Here is an 18331-nt window from a genome sequence, read left to right as displayed (position 1 = left end):
TTTCTCATCCTTTTGCTACATTTTCGAATTTCTCTTCGCTGACCATTAATTGCTGATTTGCGAATTTCCGATATAAAGCGTGGGTGGAGAACAGTTCTTCATGAGTGCCGATTCCGGTTATTTCTCCTTTTTCCATAAAGAGAATTTGATCGGCGTTCACAACTGTCGATAGTCGATGGGCAATTACTAACGTAGTCCGCCCTTTCATTAGATTTTGCAAAGCTTTCTGAACGGCCATTTCTGACTGGCTGTCCAGATTGGAAGTAGCTTCATCGAGCAGCAAAATGCTCGGGTTCCTTAATAAAGCCCGCGCAATCGCAATTCGCTGACGTTGTCCGCCTGAAAGCTTTATCCCTCTTTCGCCCACCTCTGTATCGTATTTTAATGGTAATTCTTCAATAAAAGGAGAGGCGTACGCCATATCCGCAGCTTGTTTTAATTCTTGTTCGCTGACTTCTCGTTCTAATCCGTAGCAGATGTTCTCACGGATGGTGCCGGCAATAAGCGGGCTTTCCTGGGACACGTAGCCGATTTGCCGGCGCCATGAGGATAAGGAAAACGCATGGAGCGGCTCATCCCCTAATGTAATCGTGCCATCTGTCGGTTCATAATATCGTTCCAAGAGGGAAAAGAAGGTAGTTTTTCCGGCGCCACTTGGGCCTACAAGTGCAGTAAGCTTTCCGGGATGGATTGTAAAGTTTAAGTTTTTCAAGACTGTTTCCCCATTTTCATAAGCAAAGCTCAAATTCTTCACATGAATAGGCTGGTTCACGTTTTTCACTTCTTTTCCCGACTGATAGTCTTCTTCAGGCTCGCTAAGTGTGGTCACAATCCGCTGGGTTGCTCCCATCGCTTTTTGCAGCTGCGTAAAAAATGTGCTAAACGCGGTAAGCGGCATGACCATTTGAAAGAGATATAAAATATAAGCAACCAAATCACCCGCGGTCATCGTTCCTGTTGAAACACGATATCCGCCAAAACCAAGAAGGATCACAAGTAGAGCCATCAAGACGAACATCATCAGCGGCATAATCATCGCTTGAACTTTCGCTTCTTTCAATCCGTAGAGAAATAAGCTCGTGATTCCTTTTTTTCCTTTTTCATATTCGATCGGTTCTGCATTCGATGATTTTACGAGCCGAATTTCTGACAATACTTGTGTTACCAAAGCGCTAAATCCTGCTGTTTCATCCTGTAATTTTTTAGAGATTTTAAACATCTGTCTTCCTAACGGCAGCAAAATTCCCACTGTTAACGGAATTAAAATAAACATAATAAGTGTCATTTTCCAATCTAAGTATAACAGTAAAATAATCGCCCCGATAATCGAAATGACTCCATTGAAGAAATTTGCTACATGCTCTGTAATTAAGCTTTTTACAACTGCTGTATCGTTTGTTACCCGGCTGACTGTTTCGCCAGTACGATGACGATCGTAATAAGGGATTGACAATACCAGTAGTTTTTTCCAAAGCTGCTCCCTTAATCCTGAAACGATTTTTTCCCCTGTATAATTGATTAAGTAAATCGAGAAGCCGCTGAAAATCATGCGGGCAATAAAAACTCCAATTAATAGTGCGATGGTCATTTTGTTTAAAGTAGCTAATGTAAAACCGTCCACTAATTTTTTGGTAAACATCGGAATAATTAAGCTAACAATTGTGGACGTCAAACTTAAGAAAATAGCTGTGATCATTACTGCCTTTGACGGTTGAGTTGTTTTGATCAACTGAATAAAAGACCGAAAATCGGCTTTGTCCTGTAGTTGTTTTTCCATCTCTTCATCATCACTTCCTTTCTGATGCAATGAACTTCTCTGCATATTATCTTACATAATTTTTGTGAATGGAATATGAACGAATAAAAGTATGCTCTATCACACATTGAATTCCAGCTACGATTCGTGAGGGAAAGTGCGTCTGTAGGGGATGCAGAGGGAGATTACAATGATTTAGGGAAGAGTATCTGTCACGATATTTTGGGGCTTTTCGTTCATACTAAACCATAAGCATGAACGAAAATGAGGTGAAGTGATGAAACCGTTTATTCCACAGCTTGTTTATTTTGAACCAGAAGCGCTTCATTATCCGCTCGGAAAGGAGCTGAAAGAGAAATTTGAAAACATGAATATTGAAATTCGCGAAACGACGTCGCATAATCAAGTGCGCGGCATTCCAGGAGAGAATGAGTGGCAAAAATATCGGAACGCGAAATCAACGCTTGTGGTCGGTGTCAGACGAACTCTCAAATTTGATACATCGAAACCATCGGCTGAATATGCGATTCCGCTTGCGACAGGATGCATGGGTCATTGCCATTATTGTTATTTACAGACGACGCTTGGCAGTAAACCGTACATTCGCGTCTATGTCAATTTGGACGATATTTTTGCCCAAGCACAAAAATATATAAGCGAGCGCGCTCCTGAGATTACGCGCTTTGAAGCGGCATGTACATCTGATATTGTCGGTATCGACCATTTGACGCATTCGTTGAAAAAAACGATCGAATTTATTGGGGAAACCGAGTATGGAAGGCTTCGCTTTGTGACCAAATATGAGCATGTCGACCATCTGTTAGATGCGAAACATAATGGGAAAACTCGGTTTCGCTTCAGCGTCAATTCCCGGTATGTCATTAAAAACTTTGAACCGGGAACATCATCGTTTGAAGCACGGCTGCAAGCGGCAAGAAAAGTGGCTAATGCCGGCTATCCGCTTGGATTTATTGTCGCACCGATTTATATGCATGACGGGTGGGAAGAAGGGTATTTCGAATTGTTTCAACATCTCGCACACCAATTGAAAGGCATCGATTTGTCGACCGTCACGTTTGAACTGATTCAACACCGATTTACGAAACCAGCGAAGGCGGTCATTCAAAAGCGTTATCCAAAAACGAAGCTCGATTTAGATGAAAACAAGCGGAAATATAAATGGGGAAGATACGGAATCGGTAAATACGTTTACCCGGATGACGATGCCATGCGGCTCGAAATAACCATGCGTCATTATATTGCACAATTTTTTCCAGGGGCAGAAGTGCAATATTTTACGTAATTCACTCTTTGTCTTGTCATTTCAATGCAGCATGGTATAATAATACTGATTGCTATTTTTGGATAAGTATTGGTTATATGGGAGGGGACGTTATGCCGACACCAAGTATGGAGGACTATATTGAGCAAATTTACATCTTAATTGAAGAAAAAGGTTATGCCAGAGTATCGGATATTGCTGAGGCATTGTCCGTTCATCCCTCCTCTGTTACAAAGATGGTGCAAAAATTGGATAAAGATGAGTATTTAGTATATGAGAAATATCGTGGTCTCGTTTTAACGGCGAAGGGAAAGAAAATCGGCAAGCGACTTGTTTATCGTCATGAATTGCTTGAGCAATTTATGCGCATCATTGGTGTTGATGAGGAAAATATTTATCAGGATGTAGAAGGAATTGAACATCATTTAAGCTGGAATGCAATTGATCGCATCGGGGATTTAGTGCAATATTTTCAAGAAAACCCTGAACGTATTCAAGCGCTTCGTAACATTCAAAAACAAAATGAGCAAAGTGAAGAGTAAGAGGTTCTTACTCTTTTTTATTTTCCGTACTAAATTTGCCTCTTCCCTCTTAAACATATAAAAGAACGGTAATGGAGGGAGAGCAACATGGAGATTGACATCGTGTTTTCCGGAGGTGGAGTGAAAGGATTTGCGCTCATTGGGGCGTATGAGGCGATTGAGGCAAAGGGATTTCGGTTCAAGCGGCTCGCGGGAACAAGCGCTGGTTCGATTGTGGCAGCACTTATTGCTGCTGGGTATACAAGCCGGCAAATGATCGATCTTATCGATGAATTAGAACTGCGCCATTTTTTAGATGAGCGTACACTCGTATCACCGTTTTCATTTATGAAATGGTTGCTGCTTTATTGGCGAATGGGATTGTATAAGGGGCAAGCATTAGAACAATGGATGGAGGATGTGTTAGCAGCGCAAGGAGTGAAAACATTTGCTGATTTGCCAAGCGATTGCTTGTATATCGTTGCTTCGGATGTGACAAATGGGCGCCTTCTCATTTTGCCGGATGACCTGCCATTATACGGCATTGATCCAGGCACGTTTTCTGTAGCGAAAGCGGTACGAATGAGTGTGAGCATTCCGTATTTTTTTGAACCAGTCAAATTGCAGACAGGCAGAGGAAAACATGTTGTTGTCGATGGGGGAGTGCTCAGCAATTTTCCTCTTTTTTTATTCGATGATGAAGAAAAGAAAATGAAAAAGAGGCCTGTGCTAGGAATTCAACTTAGTGCGAAACTGAATGAACGACCAAAAAAGAAAATTAGAAACGCGATTGAATTGTACGAGGCGTTATTTATGACAATGAAAGAAGCTCATGACGCCCGCTATATTTCGCGGCGCCATGAAAAAAATATCGTTTTTCTTCCTGTTCGGCATCTACTTTCGACAGAATTTGTGATTACGAAAGAGGAGAGGGATCGTTTAATAGAGTATGGAAGAACGAAAACCGAACAATTTTTAAGAAAATGGACGTATTAAACAAAGAAAGAATCAAGCTAAAATAAGGCTCGATTCTTTTTTTTTCCTTTTTTTCCTTCGATGACTGTCAAATGCGTCGTTGTCCGTTTTTTTGATAGTCGTTTCGCTTTCAGTTGTGTTTTTCGTCTATGGTCAGGATGTAATTTTTTCGATTGATGGACCGCTTTTAAGTAAGAAGTGTGTTCTTTGTTCATACGGCGTTTGTAAAGTAATTGATATAACGCATAAATGGCGACTATTGCGAAACTGATAAAGAGGATTCTCCGAAACAGTGTAGCTGGATGTTCCCATAGGACGTACACAAAGCCAAAAGCTCCTAAAAAAAGAATAAGCGCAGCAAATGGATGGATCGTGCGGCGACGCAATTTGTGCACCTCCTTCAAGTAATCTTTACCGAATCGCCTCTGTTCTCTCGCTTTCGCCGTTTTCTTCTAAACGAAGTAGCTCTTGAAAAGATGCGATCGCTACTTCGACTTGGTCATCGCTCGGTTCTTTTGTCGTTAATAGCTGTAACCATAAGCCAGGATATCCAAGCCAACGTAAAATCGGAATATCTCTTAATTTATTCGTAAACTGTAACACTTCAAAAGAGATACCAAGCACAACTGGAATTAACGCAAGACGGTCTACCACTCTTAGCCAAAGCGGATCCGTTGGCACAGCCATATAAACGAATACACCGACGATCACAGTGAATAAAATAAAGCTGCTACCGCAACGGTAATGAAGTCGTGATGCCTGTTGCACGTTTTCGACGGTGAGCGGCTGACAACTTTCGAACGCGTTAATCACTTTATGTTCCGCTCCATGATATTGAAAGACTCGTTTCACAAGCGGAGTAAGAGAAATAAAGTAAATGTATGCAAGAAGCAATAATAGTTTAAATGTTCCCTCTACTAAAATTTGTGCTATTTTTGACGGAAAAAGCGGCTTGGTAAATGCAGCCAAGAATACAGGGATAACGGTAAAAAGAAACTTTCCGAATAGAAACGATAAGACCCCAACAATGGCTACACCAAAAACAAGAGACAGCTTGGATGATTCGGTCTTCGTCTCTGTCAGCGCTTGATCGTCTTTCGGATCAAGATCGTAGCGCTCACTAGCAAATTGCAAATGTTTTGCCCCGTTTGCGCTCGCTTCCAAAATCGCAATAATCCCGCGGATAAACGGAATCTTTTTGAGAAATGATAAGGTTGAGTTCGTTTGACGAGGCAAGTGAAAATATTCGATTGTCTGGTCTTTTCGGCGAATCGCGGTGACGGAATATTTTTTGCCCGCAAACATCACACCTTCTACAACCGCTTGGCCGCCATATATCGGTTTTGTCAATTTCTCCATCGTTTACACCAACCTATTTCTATATTTATGATTCTATTCTACAAGAAATCGCTGGAAACCTCTAGGTTGATGCTATGATTATCATTTCCAAAAAATGAAACGTCTAGACATGTTGTCATGATTTTTTTATTTATTCATGAGTTGATGTGTGTCAGGTCATACTAAAAAAGGAGGTGTCAAGCACAAATGGAACAAACAAAAGATAATCATCACCAACTTGAACAAAATAAACGTGAACAACCGATGTCATTATTAATGAAAGTTATGATCACTGGATTTGTTGGTGGTGTGTTTTGGAGCTCATTAGGATATTTAGCGTATTTTTTTCACTTTACAGAACTGAGTCCGAACATGATTTTGCACCCGTGGGCACTTGGCGATTGGAAATATGGGAAGCTTGGTAATTACATCGCCATCTTTTTGATTGGCTTAATATCTATATTAGTTGCATTCATTTATTATGCCTTTTTCAAACAAATGAAAAGCATGTGGGCCGGAATTTTCTATGGAGTTGCGTTATGGTTTATTGTGTTTTACGTATTGAATCCCATTTTTCCTAACCTACAGCCGGTTTCTGAATTAGAGCGAAATACGATTGTAACGACGATTTGCCTATATATTTTGTATGGTGTATTTATCGGTTATTCTATTTCATTTGAAGCGCAAGAAATGAATCGTCAAACGCAAATGCAAGCAACAAATGAGTAGTGAAGAGATGTGCTTTATGGTAAAATATGATTGTTTAAACATTCTTTCGATTTTCTTAAAGGGGTTACAAAAATGGCGCATTTTCTTCTCATTAACGGGCCAAATTTAAATCGTCTTGGCCAGCGTGAGCCGCAGATTTACGGAAGTGAAACATTAAACGATCTAGAGCAACAATTAATTTCTTTTGCAGCGGAGCATAAAGCAGAGCTAACTTGTTTTCAAAGCAACTATGAGGGAGCGATTATCGAACAAATTCATGCCGCGGATGGCAAATATGATGGTATCATCCTTAACGCTGGTGCGTTTACTCATTATAGTTATGCGATTAGGGATGCCATTGCTAGTGTCAATGTCCCTGTGATTGAAGTACATATTTCCAATATTCACGCCCGCGAGCCGTTTCGCCATGTGTCGGTCATTGCGCCTGTTACGATTGGACAAATTGTCGGTCTCGGTTTCACTGGCTACCGGCTGGCGATACTTGCACTATTAGAAAAGATCGAAGGGAGAGCGGAAACGTGGAAAAAATAGAAAAACTACGCGCGTATTTTGATGAGTACGGAATCGATGGAATGCTAATTACAAACGGATACAATCGTCGCTATATGACGGGCTTTACAGGCACGGCAGGGGTGGCAGTCATCGGAAAAACAAACGCGGTTTTTATTACCGATTTCCGCTATGTAGAACAAGCTTCAAAGCAAGTGGAAGGCTATGAAATTGTACAGCATACAGGTCTGATTATAGAAGAAGTAGCGAAGCAAGTGGCTCGTCTCAACATTCAAAAACTTGGATTTGAACAAGAAGATCTTTCTTACGCTATGTTTAAAGCATACGAAAAAGACGTGCAAGCTGAGCTTGTCCCTGTTTCCCATGTGATCGAAAAGTTACGCTTGATTAAGTCCGAGTCAGAGATTAAGATATTAAAGGAAGCGGCGGAAATTGCCGATGCAGCGTTTCAACATATTCTTCATTTTATTCGCCCTGGTGTTACAGAAATCGAGGTTGCGAACGAATTAGAATTTTTCATGAGAAAACAGGGGGCAACTTCGTCATCGTTTGATATTATCGTTGCATCTGGCTATCGTTCAGCATTACCACACGGAGTGGCAACCGATAAAGTCATTGAAAAAGGCGAACTCGTCACGCTTGATTTTGGCGCTTACTACAAGGGATACTGTTCTGATATTACAAGAACAGTGGCGGTTGGCGAGATAAGTGATGAATTGAAAAAGATTTACGATATTGTGCTTCAAGCTCAGCTGCGTGGCATGACCGGCATCAAACCGGGAATGACAGGGCGTGAGGCCGATGCGCTTACCCGTGATTACATCACCGAGCAAGGCTATGGAGATTACTTTGGCCACTCTACCGGTCACGGAATCGGGCTTGAAGTGCATGAAGGACCGGCATTATCTGCTCGTTCCAACGTTGTGTTAGAACCGGGAATGGTCGTGACGGTAGAACCAGGCATTTACATAGCAGGGCTTGGCGGTGTACGCATTGAAGACGACACTGTTGTCACAAAGGATGGTAATGAATCGCTGACTCATTCGCCAAAAGAATTAATCACTTTATAATATTTGCAAGTAGGAGGATATCGGTCAATGATTTCAGTAAACGATTTTCGTACCGGTTTAACTATTGAAGTGGATGGTGACATTTGGCGTGTCATCGAGTTCCAACACGTCAAGCCTGGAAAAGGGGCAGCATTCGTTCGTTCGAAGCTTCGCAACCTTCGTACAGGTGCCATTCAAGAGAAAACGTTCCGCGCTGGTGAAAAAGTAAACCGAGCGCAAATTGATAATCGAAAAATGCAATATTTATATGCAAACGGTGACCAACATGTATTTATGGACACTGAAACATATGAACAAATTGAGCTTTCTTCCAAACAAATCGAGTATGAATTAAAATTCTTGAAAGAAAACATGGAAGTATTCATTATGATGTACCAAGGCGAAACGATTGGTGTCGAGCTTCCAAACACTGTTGAGCTAAAAGTTATTGAAACAGAGCCTGGCATTAAAGGAGACACCGCTTCTGGAGGCTCCAAACCAGCTACATTAGAAACTGGGCTTGTCGTTCAAGTGCCATTCTTTGTAAACGAAGGCGATACATTAATCATCAATACAGCGGATGGCACATACGTATCTCGTGCGTAAATAAGCCCTTTCAGCTCCTTGCTTTTTAGCAAGGAGCTTTTTATTTTTTCCGCATAAATTGCTTCTGAAAATCATTATTTCTGCATACGTTTGTACTAATCATTTTTTTGTATGCAGGAGGAAATTATGAAGCGGTGGTTATTAATTATTGAACCAGCCGTTCTCACGATGGCAGGGATACGCCTTTTGTCGGCAACGATTGAATTGATAGCCGCTCTTGTGATGCTTTCGCTTAACGATGTTAAAAAGGCAGTGGCTGTGAATGCGTTGCTAGCTGTCATCGGTCCGGTTATTTTTATCACCACGATGACGATTGGTCTTCTCTCGTTGACGGACGAGCTTTCATTTTCTAAATTATTGTGGATTGCCCTTGGGATTGCGCTTATTTTATTTGGGATTTATAAGTGAGTCATAATTCATCATGCTGTTCCATAAATATGGAACGAGTCCAATGAGTAAGGAGGAGGAGCAAGTGCAAGGGATATTCGAGGTGTTGCCGAAATCTATAGCGTCTACACTTCAACAATTACCTCCTTCGATGTGTGAGCACATAGAAGAGATTCGCGTTCGGATTCAACGGCCTTTAGAAGTGCTGGAGAAAGGAAAAGCTCATTTTCTTCCGTATCGCGTGACGGCGGAAGATGGCATTCATCTGTTAAATAAATTGAGTCAATATTCCATTTATGCGATAGAAGAAGAACTCAAACGAGGATTTATTACGATCCAAGGAGGACATCGTGTTGGACTAGCTGGAAAAGTCATTACTGATGGAGGAAATGTGAAAGCCATTCGTCATGTTACTTCTTTTAATATTCGGATTGCCAAACAAAAAATAGGTGTGGCCTCTCCGCTTCTTCCATATCTTTATGATGGACGCTGGTGCAATACGATGATTATCGGCTCACCACAAACCGGAAAAACAACGCTGCTCCGTGATTTAGCTCGAATGATGAGCAAAGGTGTGACAGAACGGAACATTCCTTCCAAGAAAGTTAGCATCGTTGATGAACGTTCGGAAATTGCTGGGTGTGTTAAAGGAATTCCGCAATTTGATCTAGGAGACCGTGTCGATGTGCTCGATGCGTGTCCAAAGGCAGAAGGAATGATGATGATGATTCGTTCGATGAGCCCAGATGTGATCATTGTCGATGAAATCGGTCGTGCTGAAGATAGCGAGGCGGTTTTAGAAGCTGTTCATGCAGGAGTATGCATCTGTACGACTGTGCACGGGAGAGAATGGAATGATGTTTCCCAACGTCCGACATTGCGGTCTATTATTGAGCAAAACGTATTTGAACGGTTTGTTGAATTAACGAATGAACATGGTCCGGGAACGATTCGGCGCATCCTCAATCAAACAGGAACGGTATTGTATGAACGAATGGGGGTGGGGCGATGAAACTCGTTGGAGCGTGCCTCATTTTATTGGCAACAACGTGGACAGGTTTTGAAGCATCACGTTTTTTAAGCGAGCGTCCTCTGCAATTACGGCAATTAAAAGCTGCTCTTCAATCATTAGAAGCAGAAATTATGTATGGTCATACTCCTTTAGTGGAGGCAGCTTCTCATATAGCGAAACAGCTTACCCTGCCGCTATCTCGATTATTTGACGAGTTTGCCGCAAATCTTCAAATGGGAGAAGCGAGTGTCAAGGAAGCATGGGAACAAAGCTTAAAAGAGGTGTGGAAATCAACGGCTTTAAAACAGGGTGAATTTGAAATTATGAAGCAATTTGGCGAAACATTAGGGCAATACGACCGAATCGCACAACAAAAGCAGATTGCATTAGCGCTTGTCCATCTTGAACGTGAGGAACAAGATGCGCTGGAAAAGAAAGCACGCTATGAAAAAATGGCGAAAAGTCTAGGGGTACTGACGGGGCTACTGCTCATTATTTTACTGATGTAAACAGGAGGCAAAGCGAACATGGGCATTGATGTTGATATCATTTTTAAAATTGCTGGGGTTGGAATCGTTGTTGCATTTTTGCATACGGTGCTTGACCAAATGGGAAAAAAAGAATACGCCCAATGGGTAACTCTTCTTGGATTTATTTACATTTTATTTATGGTGGCATCCATTGTTAGCGATTTGTTTCAAAAAATTAAAGACGTATTTTTGTTTCAAAGTTAGGAGGGAGCCACGATTGAAATTTTACAAATTGTCGGATTAGGACTCATCGCAACATTTTTAGTGATTTTATTAAACGAACATAAATCGAGTGTCGCTTTTTTACTAACTGTTTTCGTTGGTTGCGTCATTTTTCTTTTCTTAGTCGATAAAATTAGTGACATTCTTCATATGTTACAAAAAATGGCGAATGATACAAAAGTAAATATGGTGTATTTCGAAACGATTTTAAAAATTATTGGGATTGCTTATATCGCTGAATTTGCCGCACAAATTTCCAAAGACGCTGGTCAAGGAGCGATTGCTTCGAAAATTGAACTCGGCGGAAAAATTTTAATTTTAGCGATGGCTATTCCGATTTTAACTGCAATTATCGAAACAGTCATCGGGTTAATCCCTTCCACATAACGCTTAAAGGGGGTGATGGATTGAAAGGAAAATTTGCTTCAGTCTATACTGTTGCGTTTGCTTGTTTCTTTTTTTTATCGCCGCTGATTGTACAAGCTTCTCCCCCGAATGAGCAGCTCATGCAAAAGCAAATTGACGCGCTTGGGATTGATGAAATTCGGCAATATTGGGATGATATTGTGACAAAATACGGCGGATTTTTACCAGAAAGCCAAAAAGGGTCATTCGTGCAATTTCTAAATGGAGAGAAGGAATTGTCGTTAAAAGAGTGGCTCGTTGCTTTTCTGAAGTTTATTTTTTATGAATTACAAACAAATGGAAAGCTTCTCGGCACCCTCATTTTACTTACTGTCTTTAGCATGTTTTTGCAGTCGCTACAAAATGCGTTTGAACAACAATCAGTAAGTAAAGTTGCTTATGCTGTTGTCTACATGGTACTGATCATCATCGCTTTAAACAGTTTCCGATTAGCGATGAATTATGCGCTTGAGGCGATTCAAACCATGAGCCATTTTATGATTGCTCTTATCCCTCTCTTGTTGGCGTTGTTAGCGTCTTCCGGGGGGCTCATATCCGCGGCGTTTTTCCATCCGATCATCCTGTTTTTAATGAATACAACGGGCATGGTTGTTGAATATGTAACGTTACCTCTTTTATTCCTCGCCGCTTTATTAAGCATCGTCAGCACGATGAGTGAACATTATAAAGTGACACAACTTGCCGATTTATTTACGAAAGTAGCGATGGGGACGCTTGGCGTAATCTTAACCATTTTTCTTGGTGTTATGTCTGTCAAAGGAACGACATCAGCAGTTGCTGACGGAATTGCTTTACGGACAGCCAAGTTTGTGACTGGTAATTTCGTTCCGGTTGTTGGGAAAATGTTTACTGATGCGACAGATACTGTCGTGACAGCATCAATGTTACTGAAAAATACAGTGGGCATTGTCGGTGTTGCCATTTTACTGATTATTGCGGCGTTTCCTGCTTTGAAAATTTTCATCATTGCATTTATTTATAAGCTTTCTGCTGCTGTATTACAACCGCTTGGCGGTGGTCCAGTTATTTCGTGTTTAAGTATTATCAGCAAAAGCATTACGTATATTTTTGCCTCATTGGCGATTGTATCGCTCATGTTTTTCTTAAGTTTAACCATCATCATTACCGCAGGAAATATCACAATGATGGTGCGATAGAGGAGGGGAGGACATGCAGCTTATTATCGAATGGGTGACTAATATTATTATCTTCATTTTATTTGCAATGATTATCGACTTATTGCTTCCGGCTACAAATTTTCAAAAATATGTAAAAATGGTCATCGGGTTAATATTAATTCTACTTATGCTATCCCCTCTTTTGCAGCTTTTTTCGATTGATGTCGATCGTCTTCTTGCTACTATTCATATGGAAGGAAGCAATCAACAAGAGACGATGAAAAATGAATTTGAAATGAAGAAAAAAGAAATACAAGCCTCGCAACGTGCATATATTTTAGAACAAATGGCTGTCCAGATGAAAAAACAAGTAGCCGAGGAGTTGATGAAGGATTATGGATTGATGGTACAAAACATTTCGTTCCAAACAAATGAAAAAGAACAGCTGAAAATTCCTGATGATATTAAAACCATTGAAGTAACGTTAAGTGAACAGAATGAGCAAGAAATAGTTCATCCTGTTGTCATCGACGCTTCCAAGCCGCTCAATCAATCATCTCATGATGAAGCACGCAAAAAAGAGATCGCTTCGTTTTTCGCAGCAAAATGGGGAGTGAACGAAGAAAAAATCGCTGTACAAATTGAGGGGAGGGAATAGGGGGGATGTTCCAATTCATTAAACGATGGCTGTTACCATTTGAAAGACAACATAGAGAAAAGAAAGCGACACTTTATGTGTTTCTATTATTGTTACTTGGCATTGTGTTTATGATCATGAGCCATTTGTCAGCAAAGAACGAACAGGCCGTATTCGAACAGGTAGACAAGCAGGCGGAGCCAACATTTGGCCAAAAACAAGAGGCGAAATCAAAAATCATTGCCGATTACGAAGAACGTTACGAAGAACAGTTAAAAACAGCACTTGAGGCGATTGAAGGTGTCGACGATGTAACGGTTGTTGTCAATGTCGACGCGACAGAGACGAAAGTGCTAGAAAAAAATCGTGTTAACCAGCAGCAAACGACCGATGAAACCGACCGCGAGGGAGGAAAAAGGAAGATAGAAAACAATTCTTCAAACGAACAAGTCGTCATTGTCCGGGATGGAGAAAAAGAAACCCCCATTGTGCTAACAACAAAAAAACCGGAAATTCGCGGTGTATTAGTGGTGGCCAAAGGAGCTGATAACCTGCAAGTAAAACAATGGATTGTGGAAGCGGTGACGCGCGTGCTTCATGTACCTAGCTACCGCGTTGCTGTATTACCGAAAAAATGATAGGAGGAATGATGGATGATGTTAAAGAAACAAACTGTTTGGCTATTAACCATGTTAAGCTTAGTCGTTGTATTATCGGTCTATTATGTTACGGCACCAAAAGAAATGAATGACAATGTAGCGTTTACCAACAATGAAAAGGTAAGTGATGTCAAGGATCCCACAGCAGAAAAAGAAGGAGCAGAAGTCGCTGTAGAAGAAACTACAGAAGCAAAAGATGGAAAAGTTACTTCAAGCGTTGCCGATGATGATGTGTTCACAGCGTTACGCATGCAAATTGAGGACGAAAGAAGCCGAGTGCGCGAACAATTAAATGACATTGTTGCTTCAGCCAACGCAACACCGCAACAAAAGAGCGAAGCAATGGATAAAATTCAGCAATTAGAGACCATCGCTGAAAAAGAAGCAACATTAGAAACACTCATCAAATCAAAAGGTGGATATGAAGACGTTCTTGTCCGTGCAGATAGCGATCAAGTAAAAGTGACCGTCAAAGCGAAAAAACTTTCCGCCAAAGAAGCCAATGAAGTTATCCAACTGGTTAAAAGCGAAATGAAAGACGTTGACGATGTAACGGTTGAATTTCAACCAGTGAAATAGCAGATATAGAGGGCAGCTCTCTACGGAGGGCGGCTTATTTTTTTAGTGAAAAAAACAATTTAATTGTATATAATAGGACTAGGTTTTAAAACTACATTTTATTATTTGGCTCTTCTATTGAATATGAGGAAAGATCTTGCTTATCATGGTATTATATGACACATTCATTTCATGAGCGAGAGGTGTAAACAATGTTAAAAATTCAAGAGATTCGTGAACTGATTCGACTCATTGATCAATCCAGTATCGAAGAATTCGTGTATGAACATGAAGGAACAAAAGTGCATATGAAAAAGCCAAGCACGAGCGTTCCAGTCGAAACGGTAGTAAAAACAGTGGCTGAACCAACGGTAAAAATAGTTACACCAGAAGCGCCATCGCAAGCACCAGCGCAACCGACTGCTCCTATTGCAGAAACAAAGCAGGAGGAACAAGCGAAACAAGAAACGGTGAACAAAGAAAACTTACATAAAATTACTTCCCCGATGGTTGGAACATTTTACACAGCACCATCACCAGACGCACCACCATATGTAAAAGTGGGCGATAAAGTCAAAAAAGATACGATCGTATGTATTATTGAAGCGATGAAATTATTTAATGAAATCGAAGCGGAAGTGAATGGTGAAATCGTAGAAATTCTTGTGCAAAATGGGCAACTTGTCGAATATGGACAACCTTTATTCCTTGTGAAACCTGAATAAGGGAGAGAACGAGCGATGATCAAAAAATTACTAATTGCTAATCGTGGAGAAATCGCCGTTCGCATCATTCGTGCCTGCAAAGAACTTGGCATCGAAACGGTGGCTGTATTTTCCGAAGCGGACCGTGAGGCGCTCCACGTTCAGCTTGCCGATGAGGCGTATTGTATTGGCCCAACCGCTTCGAAGGATAGCTATTTAAACTTTACAAACATTATGAGTGTTGCCACGCTAACAGGCTGTGACGCCATTCATCCGGGATACGGGTTTTTAGCGGAAAATGCTGCGTTTGCTGAGCTTTGCCGCGAATGTAACATTACGTTTGTCGGTCCAAGCCCGGAAGCGATTACAAAAATGGGGATTAAGGATATTGCCCGCGAAACGATGAGGGAAGCAGGCGTACCGATTGTTCCTGGTTCAAAAGGAATTATCGAAAGCGTCGATGAGGCGATTGCGCTTGCTAACGACATCGGTTATCCTGTTATTATTAAAGCAACAGCGGGCGGCGGCGGAAAAGGAATTCGCGTCGCAAGAAACGAGCAGGAGCTAATCAAAGGAATTAACATTACCCAGCAAGAAGCCGCCACAGCGTTTGGTAATCCGGGTGTGTATATTGAAAAATATATTGAAGATTTTCGCCATGTTGAAATTCAAGTGCTGGCTGACTCCTATGGGAATATCATCCATTTAGGGGAACGTGACTGCTCGATTCAACGCCGTCTGCAAAAACTCGTAGAGGAAGCACCGTCACCAGCGCTTGACGAAGAAACACGGAAACGAATGGGAGAAGCGGCGGTAAAAGCAGCGCAAGCCGTTAATTATACCGGCGCAGGAACAGTGGAATTTATTTTTGACTATAAAGCAAAAAAATTCTATTTTATGGAAATGAATACGCGCATTCAAGTCGAGCATCCGGTAACCGAATTAATTACAGGAGTCGATTTAATTAAGGAACAAATTCGCGTCGCTTCTGGGGAAAAGCTATCGCTCACACAAGAAGAAGTAACCTTTAACGGGTGGGCGATCGAATGCCGCATTAACGCAGAAAATCCAGAGAAAAATTTTATGCCATCACCGGGACGAATCAATATGTATCTCCCGCCGGGCGGATTAGGAGTGCGCGTCGACTCAGCGGCTTATCCCGGCTATATGATTCCGCCTTATTACGATTCGATGATTGCCAAATTAATTGTGCACGCCTCCACTCGCGAGGAAGCGATCGCGCGCATGAAGAGGGCGCTAAGCGAATTTGTTATCGAAGGGATTCATACCACAATTCCGTTCCACCTAAAACTATTTGAGCATGAAAAATTCGTGCAAGGCGATTTTAATACGAAATTTCTGGAATTATATGATATTATGAAACCATAATGGGAGGTGTGTGCCATGACAGAGCATGTATTCGAAATGGAGCAGGAGCATAGTGGGTTAGGAAAGGTAGAAATTGCTCCAGAGGTGATTGAAGTCATCGCCGGCATTGCCGCAAGCGAAGTTGATGGCGTTGCGCAAATGCGCGGAAATTTCGCGGCCGGTGTCGTTGAACGATTCGGGAAGAAAAATCATGGGAAAGGCGTCAAAGTTGACTTGAAAGAGGATGGTGTGGCGATCGATATTTATTGCCTCATCCAATTTGGCGTTTCCATTCCAACGGTAGCAAAGAAAATTCAAGAAAACGTTCGTCAAGCTTTATTTAATATGACTGGATTGGAAACAAGCGAAATCAATGTTCATGTCGTCGGCATTCAATTCGATACGGCGAAGCAAGAACAAGAAGTTGAGCAGTAAATGTCGTGAAATAGGGGCCATGTGCCCCTTTGTTTTTTTGCAAAAAGTTTGTTATCTTAGTTGACGAGCCAATATTTATCGCTTTTATGAAAAAAACGACCATTTTATGTACTTTGCTAATGATTTGTACGGATTATAGTATTACTTATCGCGAAAGTATGGTATGATCATCACATAAATGTTCGTCAATTTTTTGAAAAAGGAGTGAAAGTGATGAAGCGACATGCAGCGAGGGAAAAAGCGTTACAGGCTCTTTTCCAAATTGATGTAGGGCGTATTACACCAGAAGAGGCAGTTCAAAACGTTGTACATGAAGAAGAAGTTGATCCATTTCTTCAACAGCTCGTTTTTGGCGTTGTGGAGCATCAAGAAGAAATTGATGAACTGCTGCGCAGCAATCTTGAAAAATGGACATTAGAGCGCGTAGCCAACGTCGATCGCGCGATTTTACGAATGGCGACGTACGAAATGAAATACGTCGATGATGTTCCTGTTAAAGTCAGCTTAGACGAAGCGGTTGAATTAGCGAAGAAATTTGGTGATGCAAAATCAAGTCGTTTTGTCAACGGCGTGCTTTCTAAAGTGAAAGATGCTTTGCATATTACAGAATAGAGAAGGGAAGTTGAAACAATGACGGCACAAATCATTAGCGGTACAGAATTAGCAAAAGAAAAACGATTGCAATTGGCAAAGGAAGTTGAGCAGCTGAAAAAGGAGGGAATTGAACCGGGTCTTACGGTTATTCTTGTCGGCGACAATCCAGCCTCCCATTCGTATGTGAAAGGAAAGCAAAAAGCATGTGCTGAAGTCGGCATTCGTTCGACCTTGCTTGCCTTTCCTGAAACCATTACGGAATCATTTTTATTAGAGCAAATCAAACAGCTGAATGAAGATCCGTCCGTTCACGGTATTTTAGTACAGCTCCCGCTTCCAAGCCATATTAACGAATTGAAAGTGATCGAAACAATTGCACCAGAAAAGGATGTTGACGGGTTTCATCCGATTAATATCGGGCGAATGATGGTCGGACAAAAGGCATTTCTTCCATGCACACCATACGGTATTTTATGGATGGTACAATCATTAGGCGTCGAAATTGCCGGAAAACACGTTGTTGTTGTTGGACGCAGCAATATTGTCGGCAAACCAGTAGGACAACTGTTTTTACGCGAACATGCCACGGTGACGTATTGTCACTCAAAAACGAAAAACTTGGCAGATTTAACGCGCCAAGCAGACATTTTAATCGTTGCGGTTGGAAAAGCACGCCTCATTGGTGCAGAACACGTCAAAAAAGGAGCCATCGTCATTGATGTCGGTGTCAACCGCTTAGAAGACGGCAAACTATGCGGCGATGTCAACTTTGAGGAAGTGAAAGAAGTGGCAAGCTACCTTACTCCTGTTCCGAAAGGAGTCGGTCCTATGACGATTACGATGCTGCTTCATAATACGATTGAAGCAGCGAGAGAGTATGCACATCGCCAAGTTCAGCGGTAAGTGAGGGTTATT

At 41.5% G+C, this 18331-nt stretch carries 24 protein-coding genes; 21 read left to right on the top strand and 3 right to left on the bottom strand.

The window, feature by feature from the left end; translation table 11 throughout:
- Positions 1 to 4: 4 nt before the first annotated feature.
- Positions 5 to 1777, bottom strand: coding sequence for an ABC transporter ATP-binding protein (locus tag HNR31_RS00920; RefSeq protein ID WP_181554851.1), 1773 nt, complete (start codon positions 1775 to 1777; stop codon positions 5 to 7).
- Between the two features lie 256 nt (positions 1778 to 2033).
- On the opposite strand from HNR31_RS00920, the gene splB reads away from it, so the two are divergent.
- From splB to HNR31_RS00905, 3 genes are all read left to right on the top strand, one after another.
- A complete protein-coding gene (gene splB, locus HNR31_RS00915; RefSeq protein ID WP_181554372.1) occupies positions 2034 to 3059 on the top strand; it encodes a spore photoproduct lyase in 1026 nt (341 codons plus the stop codon).
- A 92-nt stretch (positions 3060 to 3151) separates the two neighbouring features.
- On the top strand, positions 3152 to 3580 hold the full coding sequence (gene mntR / locus HNR31_RS00910) for a transcriptional regulator MntR (RefSeq protein WP_181554371.1): 429 nt from the start codon (positions 3152 to 3154) through the stop codon (positions 3578 to 3580).
- Positions 3581 to 3667: 87 nt separating this feature from the next.
- The gene (locus HNR31_RS00905; RefSeq protein WP_181554370.1) at positions 3668 to 4555 is read left to right on the top strand and encodes a patatin-like phospholipase family protein; all 888 of its coding nucleotides are present in this window, start codon (positions 3668 to 3670) and stop codon (positions 4553 to 4555) included.
- Between the two features lie 17 nt (positions 4556 to 4572).
- On the opposite strand, the gene HNR31_RS00900 is transcribed toward HNR31_RS00905, so the two are convergent.
- Both HNR31_RS00900 and HNR31_RS00895 read right to left on the bottom strand, forming a co-directional pair.
- The gene (locus HNR31_RS00900) at positions 4573 to 4920 is read right to left on the bottom strand and encodes an SA1362 family protein (RefSeq protein ID WP_181554369.1); all 348 of its coding nucleotides are present in this window, start codon (positions 4918 to 4920) and stop codon (positions 4573 to 4575) included.
- Between the two features lie 25 nt (positions 4921 to 4945).
- Positions 4946 to 5893 (bottom strand): DUF1385 domain-containing protein, encoded by a 948-nt coding sequence (locus tag HNR31_RS00895; RefSeq protein ID WP_181554368.1) that lies wholly within the window; start codon positions 5891 to 5893, stop codon positions 4946 to 4948.
- Positions 5894 to 6079: 186 nt separating this feature from the next.
- On the opposite strand from HNR31_RS00895, the gene HNR31_RS00890 reads away from it, so the two are divergent.
- From HNR31_RS00890 to folD, 18 genes are all read left to right on the top strand, one after another.
- Positions 6080 to 6601: a YqhR family membrane protein gene (locus HNR31_RS00890; RefSeq protein WP_181554367.1), complete on the top strand. Its 522-nt coding sequence runs from the start codon at positions 6080 to 6082 to the stop codon at positions 6599 to 6601.
- 72 nt (positions 6602 to 6673) lie between these two features.
- On the top strand, positions 6674 to 7132 hold the full coding sequence (gene aroQ, locus HNR31_RS00885; protein WP_181554366.1) for a type II 3-dehydroquinate dehydratase: 459 nt from the start codon (positions 6674 to 6676) through the stop codon (positions 7130 to 7132).
- Positions 7120 to 8181 (top strand): Xaa-Pro dipeptidase, encoded by a 1062-nt coding sequence (pepQ, locus tag HNR31_RS00880; protein ID WP_181554365.1) that lies wholly within the window; start codon positions 7120 to 7122, stop codon positions 8179 to 8181. Before aroQ ends, pepQ begins: the two co-directional genes overlap by 13 nt.
- A 27-nt stretch (positions 8182 to 8208) precedes the next feature.
- Entirely contained in the window at positions 8209 to 8766 is a 558-nt protein-coding gene (gene efp, locus HNR31_RS00875) for an elongation factor P (protein ID WP_181554364.1), read from the top strand.
- A gap of 126 nt (positions 8767 to 8892) precedes the next feature.
- Positions 8893 to 9174 carry a YqhV family protein gene (locus HNR31_RS00870; protein WP_181554363.1) on the top strand — a complete coding sequence of 94 codons (282 nt, stop codon included), beginning with the start codon at positions 8893 to 8895 and terminating at the stop codon, positions 9172 to 9174.
- A gap of 64 nt (positions 9175 to 9238) precedes the next feature.
- The gene (gene spoIIIAA, locus HNR31_RS00865) at positions 9239 to 10165 is read left to right on the top strand and encodes a stage III sporulation protein AA (protein ID WP_181554362.1); all 927 of its coding nucleotides are present in this window, start codon (positions 9239 to 9241) and stop codon (positions 10163 to 10165) included.
- Positions 10162 to 10674 (top strand): stage III sporulation protein SpoIIIAB, encoded by a 513-nt coding sequence (gene spoIIIAB, locus HNR31_RS00860; RefSeq protein WP_181554361.1) that lies wholly within the window; start codon positions 10162 to 10164, stop codon positions 10672 to 10674. The genes spoIIIAA and spoIIIAB overlap by 4 nt, the downstream gene beginning before the upstream one ends.
- Positions 10675 to 10692: 18 nt before the next feature.
- Positions 10693 to 10899 carry a stage III sporulation protein AC gene (gene spoIIIAC / locus HNR31_RS00855; RefSeq protein WP_027407755.1) on the top strand — a complete coding sequence of 69 codons (207 nt, stop codon included), beginning with the start codon at positions 10693 to 10695 and terminating at the stop codon, positions 10897 to 10899.
- A gap of 18 nt (positions 10900 to 10917) precedes the next feature.
- Positions 10918 to 11304: a stage III sporulation protein AD gene (gene spoIIIAD, locus HNR31_RS00850; protein WP_181554850.1), complete on the top strand. Its 387-nt coding sequence runs from the start codon at positions 10918 to 10920 to the stop codon at positions 11302 to 11304.
- Between the two features lie 20 nt (positions 11305 to 11324).
- Positions 11325 to 12500 carry a stage III sporulation protein AE gene (gene spoIIIAE, locus HNR31_RS00845; RefSeq protein ID WP_181554360.1) on the top strand — a complete coding sequence of 392 codons (1176 nt, stop codon included), beginning with the start codon at positions 11325 to 11327 and terminating at the stop codon, positions 12498 to 12500.
- A gap of 13 nt (positions 12501 to 12513) precedes the next feature.
- Entirely contained in the window at positions 12514 to 13119 is a 606-nt protein-coding gene (gene spoIIIAF, locus HNR31_RS00840; protein ID WP_181554359.1) for a stage III sporulation protein AF, read from the top strand.
- 5 nt (positions 13120 to 13124) lie between these two features.
- A complete protein-coding gene (gene spoIIIAG / locus HNR31_RS00835; protein ID WP_181554358.1) occupies positions 13125 to 13736 on the top strand; it encodes a stage III sporulation protein AG in 612 nt (203 codons plus the stop codon).
- Positions 13737 to 13754: 18 nt separating this feature from the next.
- Positions 13755 to 14336, top strand: coding sequence for a SpoIIIAH-like family protein (locus HNR31_RS00830; RefSeq protein WP_181554849.1), 582 nt, complete (start codon positions 13755 to 13757; stop codon positions 14334 to 14336).
- A 191-nt stretch (positions 14337 to 14527) separates the two neighbouring features.
- A complete protein-coding gene (accB, locus tag HNR31_RS00825) occupies positions 14528 to 15040 on the top strand; it encodes an acetyl-CoA carboxylase biotin carboxyl carrier protein (RefSeq protein ID WP_181554357.1) in 513 nt (170 codons plus the stop codon).
- A 15-nt stretch (positions 15041 to 15055) separates the two neighbouring features.
- Positions 15056 to 16408 (top strand): acetyl-CoA carboxylase biotin carboxylase subunit, encoded by a 1353-nt coding sequence (gene accC / locus HNR31_RS00820; RefSeq protein ID WP_181554356.1) that lies wholly within the window; start codon positions 15056 to 15058, stop codon positions 16406 to 16408.
- Positions 16409 to 16423: 15 nt separating this feature from the next.
- The gene (locus HNR31_RS00815) at positions 16424 to 16822 is read left to right on the top strand and encodes an Asp23/Gls24 family envelope stress response protein (protein ID WP_181554355.1); all 399 of its coding nucleotides are present in this window, start codon (positions 16424 to 16426) and stop codon (positions 16820 to 16822) included.
- Between the two features lie 213 nt (positions 16823 to 17035).
- On the top strand, positions 17036 to 17434 hold the full coding sequence (gene nusB, locus HNR31_RS00810; RefSeq protein WP_181554354.1) for a transcription antitermination factor NusB: 399 nt from the start codon (positions 17036 to 17038) through the stop codon (positions 17432 to 17434).
- A gap of 18 nt (positions 17435 to 17452) precedes the next feature.
- Positions 17453 to 18319 (top strand): bifunctional methylenetetrahydrofolate dehydrogenase/methenyltetrahydrofolate cyclohydrolase FolD, encoded by an 867-nt coding sequence (gene folD / locus HNR31_RS00805; RefSeq protein ID WP_181554353.1) that lies wholly within the window; start codon positions 17453 to 17455, stop codon positions 18317 to 18319.
- The last annotated feature ends 12 nt before the right edge of the window (positions 18320 to 18331 follow it).

The organism is Thermaerobacillus caldiproteolyticus (genome assembly GCF_013761245.1).
In the GTDB taxonomy this organism is placed as follows: Bacteria; Bacillota; Bacilli; order Bacillales; family Anoxybacillaceae; genus Thermaerobacillus; species Thermaerobacillus caldiproteolyticus.
This window is presented reverse-complemented; position numbering and strand designations above follow the sequence as displayed.

Coding starts and splice junctions, on each gene's coding strand:
- HNR31_RS00920 (WP_181554851.1), bottom strand. CDS start 1,777: ATGGAAAAACAACTACAGGACAAAGCCGATTTTCGGTCTTTTATTCAG.
- splB (WP_181554372.1), top strand. CDS start 2,034: ATGAAACCGTTTATTCCACAGCTTGTTTATTTTGAACCAGAAGCGCTT.
- mntR (WP_181554371.1), top strand. CDS start 3,152: ATGCCGACACCAAGTATGGAGGACTATATTGAGCAAATTTACATCTTA.
- HNR31_RS00905 (WP_181554370.1), top strand. CDS start 3,668: ATGGAGATTGACATCGTGTTTTCCGGAGGTGGAGTGAAAGGATTTGCG.
- HNR31_RS00895 (WP_181554368.1), bottom strand. CDS start 5,893: ATGGAGAAATTGACAAAACCGATATATGGCGGCCAAGCGGTTGTAGAA.
- HNR31_RS00890 (WP_181554367.1), top strand. CDS start 6,080: ATGGAACAAACAAAAGATAATCATCACCAACTTGAACAAAATAAACGT.
- aroQ (WP_181554366.1), top strand. CDS start 6,674: ATGGCGCATTTTCTTCTCATTAACGGGCCAAATTTAAATCGTCTTGGC.
- efp (WP_181554364.1), top strand. CDS start 8,209: ATGATTTCAGTAAACGATTTTCGTACCGGTTTAACTATTGAAGTGGAT.
- HNR31_RS00870 (WP_181554363.1), top strand. CDS start 8,893: ATGAAGCGGTGGTTATTAATTATTGAACCAGCCGTTCTCACGATGGCA.
- spoIIIAB (WP_181554361.1), top strand. CDS start 10,162: ATGAAACTCGTTGGAGCGTGCCTCATTTTATTGGCAACAACGTGGACA.
- spoIIIAC (WP_027407755.1), top strand. CDS start 10,693: ATGGGCATTGATGTTGATATCATTTTTAAAATTGCTGGGGTTGGAATC.
- spoIIIAF (WP_181554359.1), top strand. CDS start 12,514: ATGCAGCTTATTATCGAATGGGTGACTAATATTATTATCTTCATTTTA.
- spoIIIAG (WP_181554358.1), top strand. CDS start 13,125: ATGTTCCAATTCATTAAACGATGGCTGTTACCATTTGAAAGACAACAT.
- HNR31_RS00830 (WP_181554849.1), top strand. CDS start 13,755: ATGTTAAAGAAACAAACTGTTTGGCTATTAACCATGTTAAGCTTAGTC.
- accB (WP_181554357.1), top strand. CDS start 14,528: ATGTTAAAAATTCAAGAGATTCGTGAACTGATTCGACTCATTGATCAA.
- accC (WP_181554356.1), top strand. CDS start 15,056: ATGATCAAAAAATTACTAATTGCTAATCGTGGAGAAATCGCCGTTCGC.
- HNR31_RS00815 (WP_181554355.1), top strand. CDS start 16,424: ATGACAGAGCATGTATTCGAAATGGAGCAGGAGCATAGTGGGTTAGGA.
- nusB (WP_181554354.1), top strand. CDS start 17,036: ATGAAGCGACATGCAGCGAGGGAAAAAGCGTTACAGGCTCTTTTCCAA.
- folD (WP_181554353.1), top strand. CDS start 17,453: ATGACGGCACAAATCATTAGCGGTACAGAATTAGCAAAAGAAAAACGA.